Source organism: Hymenobacter amundsenii (assembly GCF_002204745.1).
Lineage (GTDB): Bacteria > Bacteroidota > Bacteroidia > Cytophagales > Hymenobacteraceae > Hymenobacter > Hymenobacter amundsenii.
Genome location: NZ_NIRR01000028.1, coordinates 1 through 16,351 on the forward strand (window position 1 = coordinate 1; position 16,351 = coordinate 16,351).

Here is a 16,351-nt window from a genome sequence, read left to right on the forward strand (position 1 = left end):
ACCGGCAAAATGACGGATATGAGCGGCGGCATAGAAAATCAGGAAAAGGAAGAAACGCTGGCCCCCAACGAAATACGTTTCGATAGGCCGCTAAAAATGACACTCAATGTTAACCTCGGGGAGAGCAGCAGCACAGTGACTAACCGCCAACTGAAACTGAAATAGTCCCTCGTATTGAGGTAAAAACCAACTTCGCGCTGCAACACATTCGCATAACGGTAACGCTGCCGCTTGGCCTTCACCCACCAGGCATCGCGCTGCCGCATGGCCATGAACTCCCCAAAGGAAATTTGCGCCTCTCCTGCCGACCCCACTCGCCGCCGGCTGATGCAATGCACGGTGTAGTCGATCATGTCGTACATCTTGCTCGGGTCGCTCGTCGTGATGGAGGCCGTGTGAATGCGGTAGCGCATAAGCACTTGCTCCAGAATGACCAGCGAGTAGCCTTGTTCTAGCAAGCGGTTGAAGAACTCCATGTCGTCGCAGGGCCAGAAGCGGTTGTGCAGGCCCCCGCTGCGCCCGTACACGCCCCGGCTGAGCATGAGCCCCGTAAAAGCCACCAGCACCGTCTCGCCTCGCGCCAGCGCCTGCCGCCCTTCCGCCGCCGTGCGCAGGCCCCCGTAGCGCTGCACCCCCATATACCGGCCCTGCTCGTCGATGTAGTGGCAGTGGCAGCTGCTGGCGTCCACCTCCGCGTGGGCCTGGTGGTAGGCCAGCTGCGTGCCCAGCCGCTCGGGCAGCATCACATCATCGGCATCCAGAAACGCGCACCACTCCCCCCGCGCCTGCTCCACCAACTGGTTCGTCGCGGCGCACCGCCCCGCATTAGGCCCATAGCTGGCCCGGATGCGCGCGTCGCGGCCCGCATAATTGCGGATGATGGCCGCCGACCCATCGCTCGACCCGTCGTCGTGCAACAGCAGTTCGAAATCGGTGAAGTGCTGGCTCAGCACGCTCTCGATGGTTTCGGCCACAAACTTCTCCTGGTTGTAAACCGGCAAAATGACGGATATGAGCGGCGGATACGGGTTGAACATAGGATGGACCAACAGACAAAATAGATGGAAACTACTGGCAACAAGCCAATTGCCAGCAAGGATCTGAGGGCAACGGAAGGCCGGAAGTAAGAAAGCGAGCTTCTTTTGCTTCACCAATCTGGATCAGCTAAATTGTGGTGCATGACAATTTATACCTGCTATAATACTAAATATAATTATTTAAATCACAAAATAATGATTGCGGGTACGCTAGAGAGTAGTTGCCAGGACCAGGCTTAATCTACCTGCTGACACTCTTTATAGAGCCTCTCCCTCAATGAATAAAGTGAGCAGCGGGTGACGGCCGTTGCTTTGGGCAGCGGCTGTTTTTTATGGTTTATCTTGGCTCACATGGAATCTTTGCTGACGGCATGCCGCGCTATTCATCCGCTGTCACCAGAGCTGGAGGCCGAGTTGCGCCGTTTGGTGCGGCCGGAAATAGTGCCGGCCCACACGAACCTACTGGCACCGGGTAGCGTGGCGCAACGGCTATATTTCCTGGAAACCGGGCTGCTACGGAGTTACTATTTGAAAGAAGGCCGGGAGGTGACGTCGTGGTTTATGCCGGAGGGGAATTTCGTGGTATCCATCCTTAGCTTTTTCTCCCGCCAACCGTCCCACGAATACTTGAATGCCTTGGAAGACTGCCGACTATGGTCGTTGAGCCATGCGCAGGTGCAGGCGCTCTACCAGCAGTTTCCGGTGTTCAACTTCATCGGCCGGGTGCTTACTGAGCGCTACTACGTGCTCAGCGAGCAGCGCGCCCTGCACCTGCGGATGCTACCGGCCGCCGAGCGCTACGAGCGGCTCCTCCAAGATTTTTCAGATATACTGCAACGTGTGCCGCTCAAGCTGCTGGCCTCCCACCTGGGCCTCACTGCCGAAACCCTAAGCCGCCTGCGCGCCCGCCGTTCTTGACATATATCAAGCATTTCGGCCGCCAGCGCCCGCACCTTTGGAGCATGGTTTTACCTTTAACCCTGCTCCGATGAAGTCGTTATTTTTGCTGCCGCTGTTGGACTGCGGCGTCGCCTTGCCCAAATTCGGTGCCCCGCCGATGCTGGTAATTATTTTGGCGGCCTTTGTATTTTGCTTCGTGCTGGAGCGCGTGGTGCCCGGCTGGAAGCTGCCGCAGGTGGCCACCTGGCCGCTGCGGGTGCTGCTTATTAATGGGGCGCAGCTGCTGGTAGTCGTAGTGGCGGGCCTGAGTTGGGAAAAGTGGTTTTCGGCGTATTCGCTGCTGCACGTGTCGCGGCACCTGGGGCCGGTGGCGGGCGGGGCGCTGGCCTACGTGGTGGCCACGTTCATTTTCTACTGGTGGCACCGCTGGCGCCATACCCAGGACTTCCTGTGGCTGCACTTCCACCAGATTCATCACAGCCCCCGCCGCCTCGAAGTCATCACGTCCTTCTACAAGCACCCGCTCGAAATGACTGTCAATTCGCTGTTGGGCGGGTTGCTGGTGTACACTGTGCTGGGGCTGAGCCCGGCGGCCGGGGCCGTGTACACGCTCTGCACGGCGCTGGGTGAGTTTTTCTACCACACCAACGTGCGCACGCCCCGCTGGGTGGGCTATGTATTCCAACGGCCCGAAATGCACCGCGTCCATCACCAGTACCAGCAGCACAGCCACAACTACGGCGACCTGGTTGTCTGGGACTACCTGTTCGGCACCTACCGCAACCCCGCCACTTTCGAGGCCACCTGCGGCTTTGACCCCGAAATGGAAGAGCGCCTCACCGACATGCTCCTATTTAAGGACGTGCATGCGGAGGAGAAGTGAGAAAGGGTACGGCTGGTGTGGCCATCCAGCTCACTTCTCACCTCTTATTTCTCACTTCTTTTCTAAAACCGCGCGATGATGCGCAGGTTGACCAAGCGGCGGCTCAGAAAGTTGGGGATGCTGTAGGTCAAGCCGTTCAGGTCCTGGATGTAGTTGTAGCCGGCCAGGTTGTCGGCCCCGAGCACGTTGAGCACTTCCAGGCTCATCCACAGCGTCTGGAGCTGCACGGTGCGGCCGCTGGCGGTGCGTTCGGCGGCCGAGCGTAAACTCAGCACTTTAGTGAAGCCCAGATCGGCCCGTTTGTAGGAGCGCGTGAGCTTGCTGGTGCCGCGCAAATCGGGCAGGCCGGGCGGGCTGAAGGGCAAGCCGGTGCCGAATATCAAGTTCACGTAGCCCTTCACCGACGGGTCGCCGGGCAGGTTGTCCTGCAGGAAAACGCCCAGGTTCAGGCGCTGGTCGGAAGGACGGCGGATGTAGCCCTTCGGCTCGCGGCCGATGAGCTGTCCGGTCGTTTGGTCGAAGACGTTGAGCGAGTCGCCGGTCAGGTTTTCGCGGGTCGTGAGCAGGCCCAGGCTAAACCACGATTCGGTGCCAGGGATAAACTCGCCGCTCACCCTCGCGTCGAGGCCGGCGGCGTAGGCCTTGGCGTTGTTGTTGGCCAGGTAGCGCAGGCGCACGTTGTCGATGTCGTAGGGCACCACATCGGTCAGGTACTTATAATAGGCCTCGCCAGTAAACCGGAACGGCCGGCCCCAGCTCGTAAAGCGCAGCTCGTTGCCCACAATGAAGTGCAACGCGCGCTGGGCCTGCAAATCGAGGTTGAGCACGCCCTCCTGCACCTGCGGGTTGCCTGCCACGGCCGCCTGGTAGCGCAGCTCCCGGTAAAACGGCGGCTGGTGGTAGACACCCACCGCCGCCTTCCAGCTCAGCCGCGGGTTGCCACGGGCCCGAAACGCATACTGCACTCTTGGGCTGAACGTGGTCTGCCCGTTCACCGTCCAGTAGCTCAGGCGGGCCCCGTAGGTGAGCGTGCGCAGCGAGTCGAAGCGGAGCGTGTGCTGCACGTAGCCCTGGGTGCGGGTGCTGCTCAGATCCAGGTCCGACACCAGCCGGGTGCGGCGGGCTTCGGGTACGTAGTCGGCCGAATCGACGAAGCTGTACTCGTTGAGCGCGTCCTGGATCTGCTCCCGGCCCGCCTTCAGGCCCCATCGCACGGTGCTGCGGTAGCCCGGCGTCCAGGTGCCGCGGGTTTCGAGCGTGGCAATGCGGGCTTCGAGCGAGTTACGCGAGTGCTTGAAGAGCGTACCCACGCCCCGGCGGTTGATATCGGTACCGAAGTCGGGCGAGTCCTGGTCGCGGTTAATCTGGGCGATGCTGTAGCCCGCTTCCACGTCGCGGTATTCAAACTCGCGCGAGTACAGCAGCCCGCCCAGCAGCTCCAGCCGCAGGTTGGGCCGCACCAGATGGCTCAGGCTCAGTCCGCCCTGGTAGGTGTCGTACTGCATCCGCTCCCGCCCTTCATAGGCAATGTAAAGGCGCGAGAGTTGGTTGGTGCCGGTGCTGAACGAGCTTTGGCCGCTTTCGGGGTTGAAGCGAAAATCGTTGTGGGCGAAGGTATTGAACACGCCCACCGACGTGCGTTCCTCGTTGCCTTGGGGCCCGAGATGAAAGGTAATCAGGCTCTGGCCGTCGTAGAACGTGGGATTATAGCCACCCTGGGCCTGCTGGAGCGAGTTGAACACGTAGGTGGCGTTCTTGTAGCGCACCCCGGCCAGGTAACTGACGCGGCGGTTGGGTGAGGCCGCCTCCACGTGGGCTGTGCCGCCCACCAGACTGGCCGTGGCCGAGGCCCCGAACGTGCTGGGCCGCTTGTACTCAATGTTGAGCACCGACGAGAGTTTGTCGCCGTACTTAGGCTGCCAGCCGCCCGTCGAAAACTCTATCGTGTTCACCAGATCGGGGTTCACGAAGCTCAGGCCTTCCTGCTGGGCCGTAGTCACCAGAAACGGCCGGTACACCTCGAAGCCGTTCACGTAGATCAGGTTTTCCTCATAGTTGCCGCCCCGCACCGAGTAGGTACTGGTCAGCTCGTTGGTGCTGGCCACGCCGGGCAGCGTTTTGAGGATGGCCGAGAAGTCGCCGAAGGGCGAGGGAATTTCCTTGGCCGTGCGCGGTTCCAGCTGCATGATGCTGACCTGCTCGCGGGTGTCGGCGGCGTCGGTGCGGCCCCGCACGGTCACGTTGTTGAGGGCCCGGCCGCTGGCATCGTCCTGGAGCGTTACGGCCAGCGGGCGAATTGGCTGGTTGAGGTTGAGCGGGAGCCGTTCGGGGCGAAAGCCGAGGCGGCGCAACACCAGCACGGGCGCGGCGGCGCCGGCAGCGGGCCGCGTTACGGGCAACGAAAAGCGGCCCTGCTCGTCAGTGCTCGTGCCGCCGGGCTGGCCTTCCACGCCCACGGTTACCTGCTCAAGGGGCTGGCCGGCGGCATCGCGCACGGTGCCCGCCACGGTTACCCGCGTGGTTTGGGCCAGTACCGGACCGGAAGCCAGCAGCAGGAGCGCCGCGGTGGCCGGGGCCGGCCCAGTCAGTAAACGCAGCCACAAGCGGGCCGAAACGCGGAGAGGTAGCAGCATCCGCGCAGGGTTAGTTGTTGGGTTCGAGTGCTTCCGGGGCCAGCTCGGCGCGCATCCGGGCCAGCGTGCCCACCGGGTCGCCGTTCTTGAACACGAACGAGCCTGCTACCAGCACATCGGCCCCGGCCGCCACCAAAGCGGGCGCGTTGTCGAGCGTGACGCCCCCGTCCACCTCAATCAGGGCCTGGGAGCCGCTATCCACGAGCAGTTCCTTGAGCTGGGCCACCTTGCGCAAGGTATTCGGAATGAAGCTCTGCCCCCCAAAACCCGGGTTTACCGACATCACCAGCACCACGTCGAGGTCGGCGGCCACGTCTTCGAGCATGCTCACCGGCGTGTGGGGGTTGAGGGCCACCCCGGCCCGGCAGCCAAGCTGCTTGATCTGCTGAATAACACGGTGCAAATGGGTGCAGGCCTCGTAATGTACCGTCAGGATGCTGGCACCCGCGTCGCGGAAGGCACTCAGGTAGTGCTGGGGCTCCGCTATCATCAGATGCACGTCGATGGGCTGCTTGGCGTAGCGGTGCACGGCTTCGAGTACCGGAATGCCGAACGAGATGTTGGGCACGAACCGGCCGTCCATGACGTCGAAGTGCAGCCAGTCGGCGGCGGAGCTGGCCAGCCGCTCAGTTTCGGCTTGCAGGTTGCCGAAGTCGGCGGCGAGAAGTGAGGGAGCCAGCAGCGGGGCTTTGCGGTGCGTCGGGTTCATAGCGCGAAAGTACGCGTTAGCAATGGCTTGATGGCAACCGGCACCCGGGAAGTTACCCGGCTCGGCCCTACCCCTGCCCAACGCCCGGCCGGCCGGCTTGGTATGCCGAACCGGGCGCCAGTTACAAAAGGCGGAAAAAAAACACGCCGCTGCCCGGAGTCAGATGTCTCGGGCAGCGGCGCGAAGGAGCAAAACAGCACGTCATGCTGAGCGGAGCCGAAGCATCTCTACCGCTTTGCTGGAACAGTGATTAGCATTGCGGTAGAGATGCTTCGGCTCCGCTCAGCATGACAATGTTACCTGCCAATTGAGCTAAGCCGGCTTCTCGTAGGCCCGCCAGTCGAGCTTGCCGTCTTCGGTTTTGCGCAGGAATACGGTCTGGTCGTCGTCCTGGCGCTTGCCGAAAGTCACATCACCGCGACAGTCGAGGCACTTGAGGCTGGTATATTTGAACTTGCCCTGGGCCTCGCGGGCGGTCAGGTCGAGGTTGTCGGAGCCACAGAGGCCACACTTGGCCACGTCGGGGAAGCTGAGCCGATCATACTCGGCCACTGTTTCGTGGAAAGTAGCGCCCTGGACCGTGAAGTGAAACTGGCGGCGCCCCAGGCGCTTGGAAACCATCATCTGTAGCATAGGAGAAGAAAAAGAAGGGTGAGCTGTATAGTAAACGGTTGCGCCTTATTGCCCGGCTAACCAGGCCTCGGCTGACAACATACGGCAGCCGGAAAGCAATGCCAAATTACTAACAATACTCGCATCATCAAAACTAATTTCATTAGCTATCATAGTTGCTGTTGTGCCCGTCCGCGTAGCCCTTTCGCCCTGCCGGGCGAAACATCCGGTTGCGCTTGTAGTTGTCGGCACTCAACTACTCCCCTTTTACTGCTGCTTATGGATACCACCACCCACTCCGTTGTACTGCCCGTTGCCGACGGCACCGAACTGCACGCCTACGTGGCCCGGCCCCAGGGGTCGCCGCCGCGCCCGGCATTATTTTGTTTCAGGAAGCCTTTGGCGTCAATGCCTACATCCGCAGCGTAGCCGACCGGCTGGCCGCTGCTGGCTACGTGGTAGTAGCGCCCGAACTGTTCCACCGCACCGCCGAGCCGGGCCAGGAATTCTCCTACGACGACTTTCCCAGCGTGATGGCCCACTACCAGGCCGTGACTCCCGAAACTATGACCCACGACGCCCAGGCGGCCTACGACTGGCTCCAGGGCCAGCCCAACGTGCGCCCGGACCGGATCGGGTCCCTGGGCTTCTGCCTCGGCGGGCAGGTCTCGTTCGTGGCCAACGCGGTGCTGCCGCTCTCGGCGGGCGTATCGTACTACGGCGGAGGGCTGCACACGCGCACGGCTATGGCCCCCGACCTGCATGCCCCGCACCTGTTTTTCTGGGGCGGGCTCGATGAGCACATCAGCCCGGAGCACCGGCAGCAGGTAACGGCCGCCCTCGACGCGGCCGGCCAACCCTACATCAACACGGTTATTTCCGATGCCGACCACGGCTTCCACTGCGACGCCCGCGGCAGCTACAACCCAGCCGCCGCGGCCGAGGCCTGGGCGCTGACCCTAGCCTTCCTGCAGGACAAGCTGGGTCGGTAATTACCGTCGGCAGCAAGGCCCGGGCATTAATTTTTGCCCCACCATCACCCGCCGAGGAATGACCTACCAGATTTAGGGCGAGGTCTTTACCGGGCAGCTCCCGTCAAACCCAACGAGCGACCGTTCCTATCGGGGGCGGCCGCTCGTTGGGTTTGACGGGAGCCGGTTACAGCTTCACGAAGCGTACCAAGCGCTGCTCGCGGCCGTTGCTGACGAGGCAGGTAAATACGCCCGGGCGCAGATCCGCCGCATCCAGCCGCACGGTACCGGCCGCCGTGGCCGCTATCCGCTGTTGAGCCACCAGGGCCCCGCGGGCGTTAAACATGCGCACTTCCAGCGGCGCGGCGCGGAAACCCGCGTCTAGCTGCAAATACAGGTTGTCGGCGCCCTGAATTGGGTTAGGGTACACGAAAAAATCGGGGCGGCTCAGCGGCGCACGGGTGGCCAGCGGAGCCCCGGGGTTAGCCAGGTTGTAGGCCCGGGCGAAGTTGGGTATCCCATAACCCAGGTCGTTGTTAGGGTTGGTGCTCAGCGAGCCGGAGCGTTCCAGCAAACTGATAACCTGCTGGGCCGTGAGGCGGGGGTTGGCCTGCCAGAAGCCCGCCACCAGCCCCGCCACCACCGGGCACGAGTAGGAAGTGCCATTGCCCCGAGTAATGGCCCCACCGGCCGTAACGATGGCCGTGGCCACGCCCATGGCCGACACGTTGGGCTTGAGCCGGCCATCGGCCGTGGGGCCGCGGGAGCTGAAGCCGGCCACAAAGGCCAGAGAATCGGCCGCGCCCACCGTCATGATGGAGTCGGCATCGGCCGGAGCCACGATGTAGCGCCAGTTGCTGTTGCCCTCGTTGCCGGCCGAGTTCACTACTACCATGCCCACCCGGGCGGCCACCGTGGCAGCACGGGTCGAAATAGCCGTGCGCCCGTTCATATCGGCGTAGGAATAGCTGGCCGAGGGCGCGTCGAAGGTATTGTAGCCCAGCGAGGAGCTGATAATGTCCACCCCGGCCGAGTCGGCGTACTCGGCCGCCACCAGCCAGTTGGCTTCCTCTACCGGGTGTTCGGAGGGTTGATCTTCGGTGATGAAGAGGCGAAATGCGGCCTTGGGGGCCGTGCCCTGGTAGCGGTCCGGCTCGTCGCCCCCGATAATGCCCAGACAGTTGGTGCCGTGGCTGTCGCGCTGGAACACATCGGTGCTCTTCTCGACCACGTTGAACGTGTTGAGCAACCGGCCATCCTGGCGCAGTGAGGCAAACACGGAAGCCGTATTCACGCCCGGGAAGCCGGCGTCGAAGACGGCAATCTGCATGCCTTCGCCCCGGAAACCGGCGTCGTGCATTTGCACCGCGCCCACCTGCTGGGCCTGGGCGTAGGCTTTGCCGTACTGGCTGCGGGTGCCGGCCACTTGGTCGGCGGCGGCGGGCAACTCCGTTTTGGGTTGGGTGGCAGTGCCAAGCTGGGCGCGGTTGAGCGTCTGGGCCGAGCGCACGAAGGGCAGCGCCTGCACTTTAAGCAGCGTGGCCGAGTCGCAGGCTACGATGGCGGCATTGAACCACCGCGAGCTGTACCAGTACTGCACCCCGGCCACGGCCTTCACCTGCTGCACGTAGGCCGGGCTAACCGGCAAGTCGCGGGGCAACACGGCAATCTGCTGGCGCTGCCGCCGCTGCAAGGCCCGCCCCGACAGGAAGGCATCGGGCTGCGCAACGCTGAACGGCGTGCCGGCCTTATCCTTGAAATAAACCAAGTGCTTGCGCACAGTGGCCGTCGTAGCCGATGGATGGCCGGGGCCCGCACCGGCGGCAGCCGGCAGAGCTAGCAGCGCACTAAGTCCGGCGGTAAGAAAACAGCGAAAAGCAGTCATTGGTGAGAAGGCAAAATTGGGAGAGCGGAAGATACGCACAGAAGCCGACAGAACGGATGAGGCAGCGCCGGAGCGCCAAGAGGGCCGGCAGCGTACGCTACCAGCCCTCTTGGCGCTCCTGATACAGGGTTCTATTTCCCGCTTTCAATCAGCACCTCGCTACGCGATTGGCCGATACGCCGGAAAAAGGGCAGCCGGCAGCCGGCAGCGCCCGAGCAGTCGTTGTCGAAGCGGCGGCTGACGCGGTACACCGGACCCACACCGGCCGCGAAGGTGGTGCGCTGGGTGGCAATATAGGCCGCGTTCACCGAGTTGAGGCTGTTGTTGAAGTCGTTGGCCGTCGTGACGGTATTCTCGTAGCGGTAGGTTTTGCCGTCGCGCACGATGCTGAAGGGTTGATCTACCTGCTGGTAAAAGCGCGTTACGGCCCGCACCGAGTCCAGACCGTTGAAGGCGTTGAAGCTCCAGCTCTTACCCTCTTTGGCCGGCTGCACCAGCACGACGGTGCGGCGGTTGTTGAATTGCTCGGTCACGCTGAGCGGGGCTACCGTCACGGTGAGCACCGAATCGACCCGCCAGGCGTCGGCGGCCTTGGCCCGACGCGACCGAACTACCTGGTACACCTGTTGGCCGGTGGCGTCGGTGGTGGGTTCGCCCGCCACCTGCTCGCGAAACTGGAAGCGGCTGGCCGTGGGCACGTCGTTGCGCCAGGTGGTGTCGGCCACATCGTAGATGCGGTAACTATTCGCCGCCAGCGGGTAATAGTCGGGCAGCGGGGCCGGTGTTTCGGTGGTGTTCTGGCAACCGGCCAGGCCGGCCAGTAGCAACCCCGTAGCGCATATAGCGCGCGTGGTGCGGGCTAGGCCAGCGCAGGAGTATCGTATGTTCATCATAGCAGGTAAAACGAATAATCAGCTTAACGCTTAAAGAAGAAAAGTAGCCGTTGCCGGACCCAACGCCCCGCAACGGCTGCTTACCTACGCAGACAGCTCGGCCAGCGGTTCGGGGATTTCCCCGATGGTGTGGCGCTCAATCCAGCCGCCCCCGATTACGTCCTGCCCGTCGTAGAACACGGCGGCCTGGCCGGGCGTTACGGCGTGCACGGCTTCCTCGAAGTACACGTATATTTTATCGCCCAACTGCTCCAGGAAAGCCGGGGAGCCGTCGTGGTTGTAGCGGATTTTGGTGGTACTCGGCACCAAACCGCGTCCTTCCAAAGAGGCGAATTTGCCCATATTCAGCTTGCCCACCACCGTGCGGGTGCTGGCCAGGTCGTCGAAATTGCCCAGCGTTACGCGGTTGGTTTCCGGGTCGATGGCCGTTACGTAGGCCGGGAAGCCCAAGGCCACGCCCAGGCCCTTACGCTGCCCTATCGTGTAAAACGGATACCCCTCGTGCTTGCCGATGACCGTGCCATCGCGTAGCACGAACTCGCCGCCGGCCACGCGCGCCTCCAGGCCCGGCACCCGCCGCCGCAGGAAACCGCGGTAATCGTTGTCGGGGATGAAGCAGATTTCGTAGCTCTCGGGTTTGTTCACCAGCTCGGTGAAGCCCCGCTCGCGAGCGAAGTCGTAGATGGCCGTTTTGCGCAACTCGCCCAATGGGAACAGCGTGCGGGCCAGGCTCTCCTGGCTCACGCCCCAGAGCGCGTAGCTCTGGTCCTTGTTGTCATCGATGCCCTTGCTGATAATGTAACGGCCGTCTTCGTGGCGCACCTGGGCGTAGTGGCCGGTGGCGATGAACTCGCAGCCCAGCTGGTCGGCCCGGCGCAGCAGGGCATCCCACTTGATGTGGGTGTTGCAGAGCACGCAGGGGTTGGGCGTGCGCCCGGCCAGGTATTCCTCGGTGAAATTGCTGATGACAAAGTCGCCGAATTCTTCGCGAATATCGATGATATAATGCGGGAAGCCCAGGTCCACGGCAATCTGGCGGGCGTCGTTGATGCTATCGAGCGAGCAGCAGCCGGTTTCTTTTTTAGAGCCACCCGCCGAAGCGTAATCCCAGGTTTTCATGGTCATGCCGACCACCTCATACCCTTGCTCGTGCAGCATCACGGCTGCCACCGAGCTGTCGATGCCGCCGCTCATGGCTACCAGCACCCGTCCTTTCGTTGTGTTCATATGTGTTGCAATTGCGCCCGGAGCGTGAAAGGTTCCGGCCGAAGCGGCAAAGATACGCTTTCGGTGAATGAGTGACTCGGTAAATGAGGGAACCGGATACCGGCAAGTTTAGGATGAGCGTATCTTTGCCGCTTATCCGGTTCCCTCATTCACCGAGTCACTCATTCACAAATGGCCTTACTTGTTCCCGTGATGGTGCGCGGCATCAATAACCTTTCCGACGCCCGCTACTGCGCCGGCATGGGCGCCGATTCGCTCACGTTCCGCCTAGATCCGGCTTTTGCCGACCACCTGACGCCCGCCGTGGTTAAAGAACTTAGCGGCTGGGTGTCGGGTGTGCAGCTGGTAGGCGAGTTCGACACGCTGCCCGTGGCCGACATCAACGCCCTCGTGTTGGAATGCGGCCTGCATGCCGTGTTGTTGCACCGCGCCCGCCCAGCTCAGGAGCTGGCTCAACTTACGGTCCCAGCCTTTTATCTCTTCGCCTGGGTGCTTGATATGCTACCCGAAGACGTCACCCGCCGCTTCGAGGATCTGGCCCCGCACTACCTGGGCTTCGTGCTGGCTTCTCCGCCCACTCCCCTGCCCAAGCCCGCCGAAATCAACCGTCTTACGGAACAGGCTCGTGCTTATCCGTTATGGCTGGGCGCAGGTTTTGCCCCAACCGCCCTGCGCGCCTACGTCGAGCAACTTCGCCCCGCCGGCATTGTGCTGGAAGGCGGCGACGAAATCAAGCCCGGCCTGCGCGACTTCGACGAAATGGAAGCCGTATTCGAGCAGCTGGAGGAATAGGTGAACTAATCAGAACGTCATGCTGAGCTTGCCGAAGCATCTCGTTCTGATTAATTCCGGGTGCTTTCCAAACGGCTTCATTATCAGCTCAGCTGGAACTGCAGATACTTGATGGGCACGCCTAATTCGCGGTATTTTCGCTCGAAGGTAGTCTGGATGTCTTCGGCGTGGGGCAGCAGCTCGGGCGTGGCGTAGAGGTCTTTAGTGTGGGCCAGCACGGTGGCACCGGGGCGCTGCTGCACCGTTTCGAGGGAGTAATCGAACAGGTCCTCGTTGTCGGTTTTGAGGTGGAGCCGGCCGCCGGGGCGCAGCACCTGCTGGTAGAGGTCGAGGAAGCGCGGGTACGTGAGGCGGCGCTTGATGTCTCGGTCGCGGGGGCGCGGGTCGGGGAAGGTAATCCAGATTTCGTGCAACTCGCCAGGGCCGAAATGCTCGGCCAGCTCGTGGGCCTTGGTGCGGAGCCAGCCCACGTTGGTCAGGCCCATTTCCAGGGCCCGGCTGCTACCCTTCCAGATTCGGTCGCCCTTGATGTCGAGGCCCAGAAAGTTGCGGTCGGGGTAACGCTGGGCCAGGCCCACGGTGTACTCGCCCTTGCCGCAGCCCACTTCGAGCGTTATGGGGTGCTGGTTTTCGAAAAAATCGACGTGCCAGCGGCCGCGTAATTGCTGGTAGGTATCCTTGCCGGGCTCCACGATAGAGGCCTGCTCGGCGTTGGCGGCAAAGCGCCGTTGTTTACTTCTGCTCACTTGTCGGCTATTGGTCGGTGGTTATTAGTTTTTGGTTGCCGCTGAACGTGCCCGCTCAGTTTGCTTTGGTTGCGTTTGTGGGGCTGGCTTCACGGGCTAAAAGCCATAACCCAGCCACCCAAAACCAGTGCCTACAGCTCTTCAATTTCGGCCACCACGAAGGTACTACCCCCGATGAACACGACATCCTCAGGGCCGGCGGCGGCGCGGGCGGCGGCCACGGCGGCTGGCACCGGGCCGTAGGGTTGGCCGCGCAGGCCCAAGGCGGTGGCCTGCCGGGCCAGCTCGGCGGCAGGCAATGCCCGCGGAATGGTGGCCTGGCAGAAATAGTAAGTGGCATCCTGGGGTAGCAGGGCCAGCATCTTGCTCACGTCTTTGTCTTGCACCACGCCCAGCACGAAGTGCAGCTGCTGCTTCGGCAAACGGGCCAGTTGGTCCACGATAAACCGGATGCCCGCCTCGTTGTGGCCCGTGTCGCAAATCATCAGCGGCCGGCGGCCCAGAATGCTCCAGCGGCCCCGCAGGCCGGTCAGGCGCGTAACCTCGCGTAAGCCTGCGCGCAAGTGGGCTTCCGTAAGCACGAAGCCCTGGCGGCGCAACTCGGCCACCGTGGCCAGCACGCCAGGCAGGTTCAGGCGCTGGTAGTCGCCCACCAAGCCCAACTCCACCTCATCGAGCAGCACCGCGCCATCGTGCCAGAGGCGCAATAGTTGGCTGGCCTCGTCGGGGGCCGGCTCGCGCAGCAGCTCGGCGCGGTAGTGCTCGTCGGCGAAGAGCAGCGGGGCTCCCTCCTGCCGGGCCTTCTGGGTGAACACGGCCGTTACTTCGGGTTGGGTCTGGCTGATGATGGCCGGGGTTCCAGGCTTGATGATGCCGGCTTTTTCGGCGGCAATCAGCGGCAACGTTTCGCCGAGCAGCGCCTGGTGGTCGAGGCTGATGTTGGTGATGAGCGAAACGAGCGGCTGCAGGATATTGGTGGAGTCGAGCCGCCCCCCAAGGCCCACTTCCACCACGGCCACATCCACTTGCTGCTGGGCGAAATAGTCGAAAGCCAGGGCCACGCACATCTCGAAAAACGAGGCCTCTACTTCCGCGAACAACCCGCGCCACTGCGCCACCCACTCCACCAGAAACGCCGGCTCCAGCGGCTGCCCGTTCAGGCGAATCCGTTCGGTGAATTCCTTGAGGTGGGGCGAGGTATAAAGGCCGACCCGGTAGCCGGCCGCCTGCAGCACCGCCGCCACTAGGTGGCTGGAGCTGCCCTTGCCGTTGGTGCCGGCCACGTGCACGCTCCGAAACTGCCGCTCGGGGTGGCCGGTAGCGGCAGCCAGCGCCTCGGTGCGCTGCAGGCCCGGCTTGTAGCCCGCCGCCCCCACCCGCTGGAACATGGGCAGCTGGGCGTACAGGAAGTCGAGGGTTTGCTGGTAGGTCATTTTATTTGAGCTGTTAGCTGAGAGCTACTAGCTGTTAGCTAACAGCTCAAACAGCGCAAGTAGCCGCTTAGGGCCAGAGTAAAGCAGAACGAAAGCCAACAGCTAGTGGCTCTCAACTAACAGCTCAGAACCCTACCGTACCGTGAAGCGGAACGTGTAGAAGCCGGTGGCGCCCCCCTCGGCCGCGCTGGTGCGCCGGAACTCCACCTTCTCCAGCGCATCTCTACAAACCCGGTCCTGGGCCGGCGACACATTACCCGACACCTTGGTGATGGCCTCAATGTCGCCATCGGGGCTGATGCGGATCTTATACTTCACAAAGCCCGAGCTATTGTCGACGAGTGCGGGACGCGGCGTGTTAACGGCCGCCCAGCCGCTCATTTCGAGGCCACCGCTGCCGGGGCTGCTGCCGCTGCCCCCGCTGCCGGGCTCGCCCGAGTAAGCTTTGCCGTCGTAGGTGCCGCGGGGGTCGCCCTTGTCGCCGACGGCACCCTTGTCGTCGCCATTGTTGTTACCGGTGGGCGCGTTGCTGGTGCCGTTCACACCGTTGCCGCCGCCGTCGGCGCGGTTGGCGCGGGGCGTGAACACGGCCCGCTGGTCTACCTTGGGGCGCACGGGCTCGGGTTTTACTTCCTCCCGGGGCGGAGCAGTTTTGGGCGTGGGCGGTACCGAAACCGGGCTTTCCTCGGCCTCGCTGGTTACTAGGCGCTGCTCGGTGGGCGGCGTAGGCGTGGCCTGGGCGGTGGGCTGAGGCGGCGTGGGGTCGGGCCGGGCAGCGGGCGGACGGCTGTCCTCGCGGTTCTTGGATTCGTTGGCCGGGGCCTGGCTCTGGATGTCGCCCGAACCCACTTCATCTACCCCGTAGTTGAGCTCTACGCCGTCGCCGCCCAACGTTTCCAGTGGTGGGTCGGGACCCTTGAAAACAGCGAAAAAGAACAGCACGGCCAGGGCCACGTGAAAAATCACGGTTCCAAGCAAGGCCTCGCGCCGGTGTTCTTCGCGGTATTCCATGGTTGGTTTTTAGTTTATGGTAAAGGGTTTTTGGCTTTTGGCTTTTGTTTTCCTGGCTTGACTGACTGTTTTTTCACAACGACCAACAACAAAAAACCAATCACCAAAAACCAATCTATTTTCCCTGTTGGGCCTGGGTGGCCATTACCATTTTGATTTTGAGCCGGTTGCCAATTTCGAGGATATCGACCAGCTTCTGCACATTCAGCGAGGCATCGACGCGCAACACTGCTGTGGGGCTTTCCAGGCCCTGGATGCGGCGGGCCAGCTCGGGCTCCAGCTCGGTGGGCGTAATGGGGGTGCGGTCAAGGAAGTAGGTACCGGCCGCGTCTACCGAAATGGTGATGGGCTGCTTCATGGCCTGCTTACCCGAGCGGGCATTGGGCAGCATGAGCTTAATCACGTTCGGGTTCACCATCGTCGACACAATCAGGAAGAACAGCATCAGAAAGAACATGATGTCGTTCATCGAGCTGGTCTCGACGTGGGAAGATATTTTACGGCGCCGGCTGAGATTCATGCGGTGAATGAGTGAATGAGTGACTCGGTGAATGAGGGGTTGACTAGCTCGGTAAATGAATAGAAAGAGGAACGTCATTCACTCATTCACCGAGTCACT

Annotated in this window: 15 protein-coding genes; 4 read left to right on the plus strand and 11 right to left on the minus strand. The window is 62.4% G+C overall.

Annotated elements, in window-relative coordinates:
• Positions 1-38: 38 nt before the first annotated feature.
• The gene (locus tag CDA63_RS14855; protein ID WP_088465250.1) at positions 39-1,037 is read right to left on the minus strand and encodes a glycosyltransferase family 2 protein; all 999 of its coding nucleotides are present in this window, start codon (positions 1,035-1,037) and stop codon (positions 39-41) included.
• Positions 1,038-1,388: 351 nt separating this feature from the next.
• On the opposite strand from CDA63_RS14855, the gene CDA63_RS14860 reads away from it, so the two are divergent.
• Together CDA63_RS14860 and CDA63_RS14865 are read left to right on the plus strand one after the other, a co-directional pair.
• Entirely contained in the window at positions 1,389-1,955 is a 567-nt protein-coding gene (locus CDA63_RS14860) for a Crp/Fnr family transcriptional regulator (protein WP_088465251.1), read from the plus strand.
• Positions 1,956-2,025: 70 nt separating this feature from the next.
• A complete protein-coding gene (locus tag CDA63_RS14865; protein WP_317044055.1) occupies positions 2,026-2,820 on the plus strand; it encodes a sterol desaturase family protein in 795 nt (264 codons plus the stop codon).
• Between the two features lie 62 nt (positions 2,821-2,882).
• Here CDA63_RS14865 and CDA63_RS14870 read toward each other — a convergent pair whose 3' ends face one another.
• The 3 genes from CDA63_RS14870 to CDA63_RS14880 form a co-directional block, all read right to left on the minus strand.
• Positions 2,883-5,453 carry a TonB-dependent receptor gene (locus tag CDA63_RS14870; RefSeq protein ID WP_088465252.1) on the minus strand — a complete coding sequence of 857 codons (2,571 nt, stop codon included), beginning with the start codon at positions 5,451-5,453 and terminating at the stop codon, positions 2,883-2,885.
• A gap of 10 nt (positions 5,454-5,463) precedes the next feature.
• Entirely contained in the window at positions 5,464-6,162 is a 699-nt protein-coding gene (gene rpe / locus CDA63_RS14875; protein ID WP_088465253.1) for a ribulose-phosphate 3-epimerase, read from the minus strand.
• A 312-nt stretch (positions 6,163-6,474) separates the two neighbouring features.
• Entirely contained in the window at positions 6,475-6,786 is a 312-nt protein-coding gene (locus CDA63_RS14880; protein ID WP_088465254.1) for a hypothetical protein, read from the minus strand.
• A 230-nt stretch (positions 6,787-7,016) separates the two neighbouring features.
• Between CDA63_RS14880 and CDA63_RS14885 the strand changes: the two genes are divergently transcribed.
• Positions 7,017-7,766 carry a dienelactone hydrolase family protein gene (locus tag CDA63_RS14885; protein ID WP_088465255.1) on the plus strand — a complete coding sequence of 250 codons (750 nt, stop codon included), beginning with the start codon at positions 7,017-7,019 and terminating at the stop codon, positions 7,764-7,766.
• A 166-nt stretch (positions 7,767-7,932) separates the two neighbouring features.
• Here CDA63_RS14885 and CDA63_RS14890 read toward each other — a convergent pair whose 3' ends face one another.
• The 3 genes from CDA63_RS14890 to mnmA all read right to left on the minus strand — a co-directional run bounded on the left by CDA63_RS14890 (position 7,933) and on the right by mnmA (position 11,750).
• Positions 7,933-9,630 carry a S8 family serine peptidase gene (locus CDA63_RS14890; protein ID WP_088465256.1) on the minus strand — a complete coding sequence of 566 codons (1,698 nt, stop codon included), beginning with the start codon at positions 9,628-9,630 and terminating at the stop codon, positions 7,933-7,935.
• A 131-nt stretch (positions 9,631-9,761) separates the two neighbouring features.
• A complete protein-coding gene (locus tag CDA63_RS14895) occupies positions 9,762-10,523 on the minus strand; it encodes a hypothetical protein (RefSeq protein ID WP_126546883.1) in 762 nt (253 codons plus the stop codon).
• A gap of 84 nt (positions 10,524-10,607) precedes the next feature.
• Entirely contained in the window at positions 10,608-11,750 is a 1,143-nt protein-coding gene (gene mnmA / locus CDA63_RS14900) for a tRNA 2-thiouridine(34) synthase MnmA (protein WP_126546884.1), read from the minus strand.
• A gap of 171 nt (positions 11,751-11,921) precedes the next feature.
• Here mnmA and CDA63_RS14905 point away from each other — a divergent pair, with 171 nt between their 5' ends.
• Positions 11,922-12,542, plus strand: a complete 621-nt coding sequence (locus CDA63_RS14905; protein WP_126546885.1) for a beta/alpha barrel domain-containing protein — start codon at positions 11,922-11,924, stop codon at positions 12,540-12,542.
• An 83-nt stretch (positions 12,543-12,625) separates the two neighbouring features.
• Here CDA63_RS14905 and trmB read toward each other — a convergent pair whose 3' ends face one another.
• From trmB to CDA63_RS14925, 4 genes are all read right to left on the minus strand, one after another.
• Positions 12,626-13,288, minus strand: coding sequence for a tRNA (guanosine(46)-N7)-methyltransferase TrmB (gene trmB, locus CDA63_RS14910; protein ID WP_088465259.1), 663 nt, complete (start codon positions 13,286-13,288; stop codon positions 12,626-12,628).
• A gap of 131 nt (positions 13,289-13,419) precedes the next feature.
• The gene (locus tag CDA63_RS14915; RefSeq protein WP_088465260.1) at positions 13,420-14,721 is read right to left on the minus strand and encodes a bifunctional folylpolyglutamate synthase/dihydrofolate synthase; all 1,302 of its coding nucleotides are present in this window, start codon (positions 14,719-14,721) and stop codon (positions 13,420-13,422) included.
• Positions 14,722-14,853: 132 nt separating this feature from the next.
• Positions 14,854-15,732, minus strand: a complete 879-nt coding sequence (locus CDA63_RS14920; protein ID WP_088465261.1) for a hypothetical protein — start codon at positions 15,730-15,732, stop codon at positions 14,854-14,856.
• 115 nt (positions 15,733-15,847) lie between these two features.
• Positions 15,848-16,252, minus strand: coding sequence for an ExbD/TolR family protein (locus CDA63_RS14925; protein ID WP_088465262.1), 405 nt, complete (start codon positions 16,250-16,252; stop codon positions 15,848-15,850).
• Positions 16,253-16,351 lie beyond the last annotated feature (99 nt).

Coding starts and splice junctions, on each gene's coding strand:
- CDA63_RS14855 (WP_088465250.1), bottom strand. CDS start 1,037: ATGTTCAACCCGTATCCGCCGCTCATATCCGTCATTTTGCCGGTTTAC.
- CDA63_RS14860 (WP_088465251.1), top strand. CDS start 1,389: ATGGAATCTTTGCTGACGGCATGCCGCGCTATTCATCCGCTGTCACCA.
- CDA63_RS14865 (WP_317044055.1), top strand. CDS start 2,026: ATGAAGTCGTTATTTTTGCTGCCGCTGTTGGACTGCGGCGTCGCCTTG.
- CDA63_RS14870 (WP_088465252.1), bottom strand. CDS start 5,453: ATGCTGCTACCTCTCCGCGTTTCGGCCCGCTTGTGGCTGCGTTTACTG.
- rpe (WP_088465253.1), bottom strand. CDS start 6,162: ATGAACCCGACGCACCGCAAAGCCCCGCTGCTGGCTCCCTCACTTCTC.
- CDA63_RS14880 (WP_088465254.1), bottom strand. CDS start 6,786: ATGATGGTTTCCAAGCGCCTGGGGCGCCGCCAGTTTCACTTCACGGTC.
- CDA63_RS14890 (WP_088465256.1), bottom strand. CDS start 9,630: ATGACTGCTTTTCGCTGTTTTCTTACCGCCGGACTTAGTGCGCTGCTA.
- CDA63_RS14895 (WP_126546883.1), bottom strand. CDS start 10,523: ATGATGAACATACGATACTCCTGCGCTGGCCTAGCCCGCACCACGCGC.
- mnmA (WP_126546884.1), bottom strand. CDS start 11,750: ATGAACACAACGAAAGGACGGGTGCTGGTAGCCATGAGCGGCGGCATC.
- CDA63_RS14905 (WP_126546885.1), top strand. CDS start 11,922: ATGGCCTTACTTGTTCCCGTGATGGTGCGCGGCATCAATAACCTTTCC.
- CDA63_RS14915 (WP_088465260.1), bottom strand. CDS start 14,721: ATGACCTACCAGCAAACCCTCGACTTCCTGTACGCCCAGCTGCCCATG.
- CDA63_RS14920 (WP_088465261.1), bottom strand. CDS start 15,732: ATGGAATACCGCGAAGAACACCGGCGCGAGGCCTTGCTTGGAACCGTG.
- CDA63_RS14925 (WP_088465262.1), bottom strand. CDS start 16,252: ATGAATCTCAGCCGGCGCCGTAAAATATCTTCCCACGTCGAGACCAGC.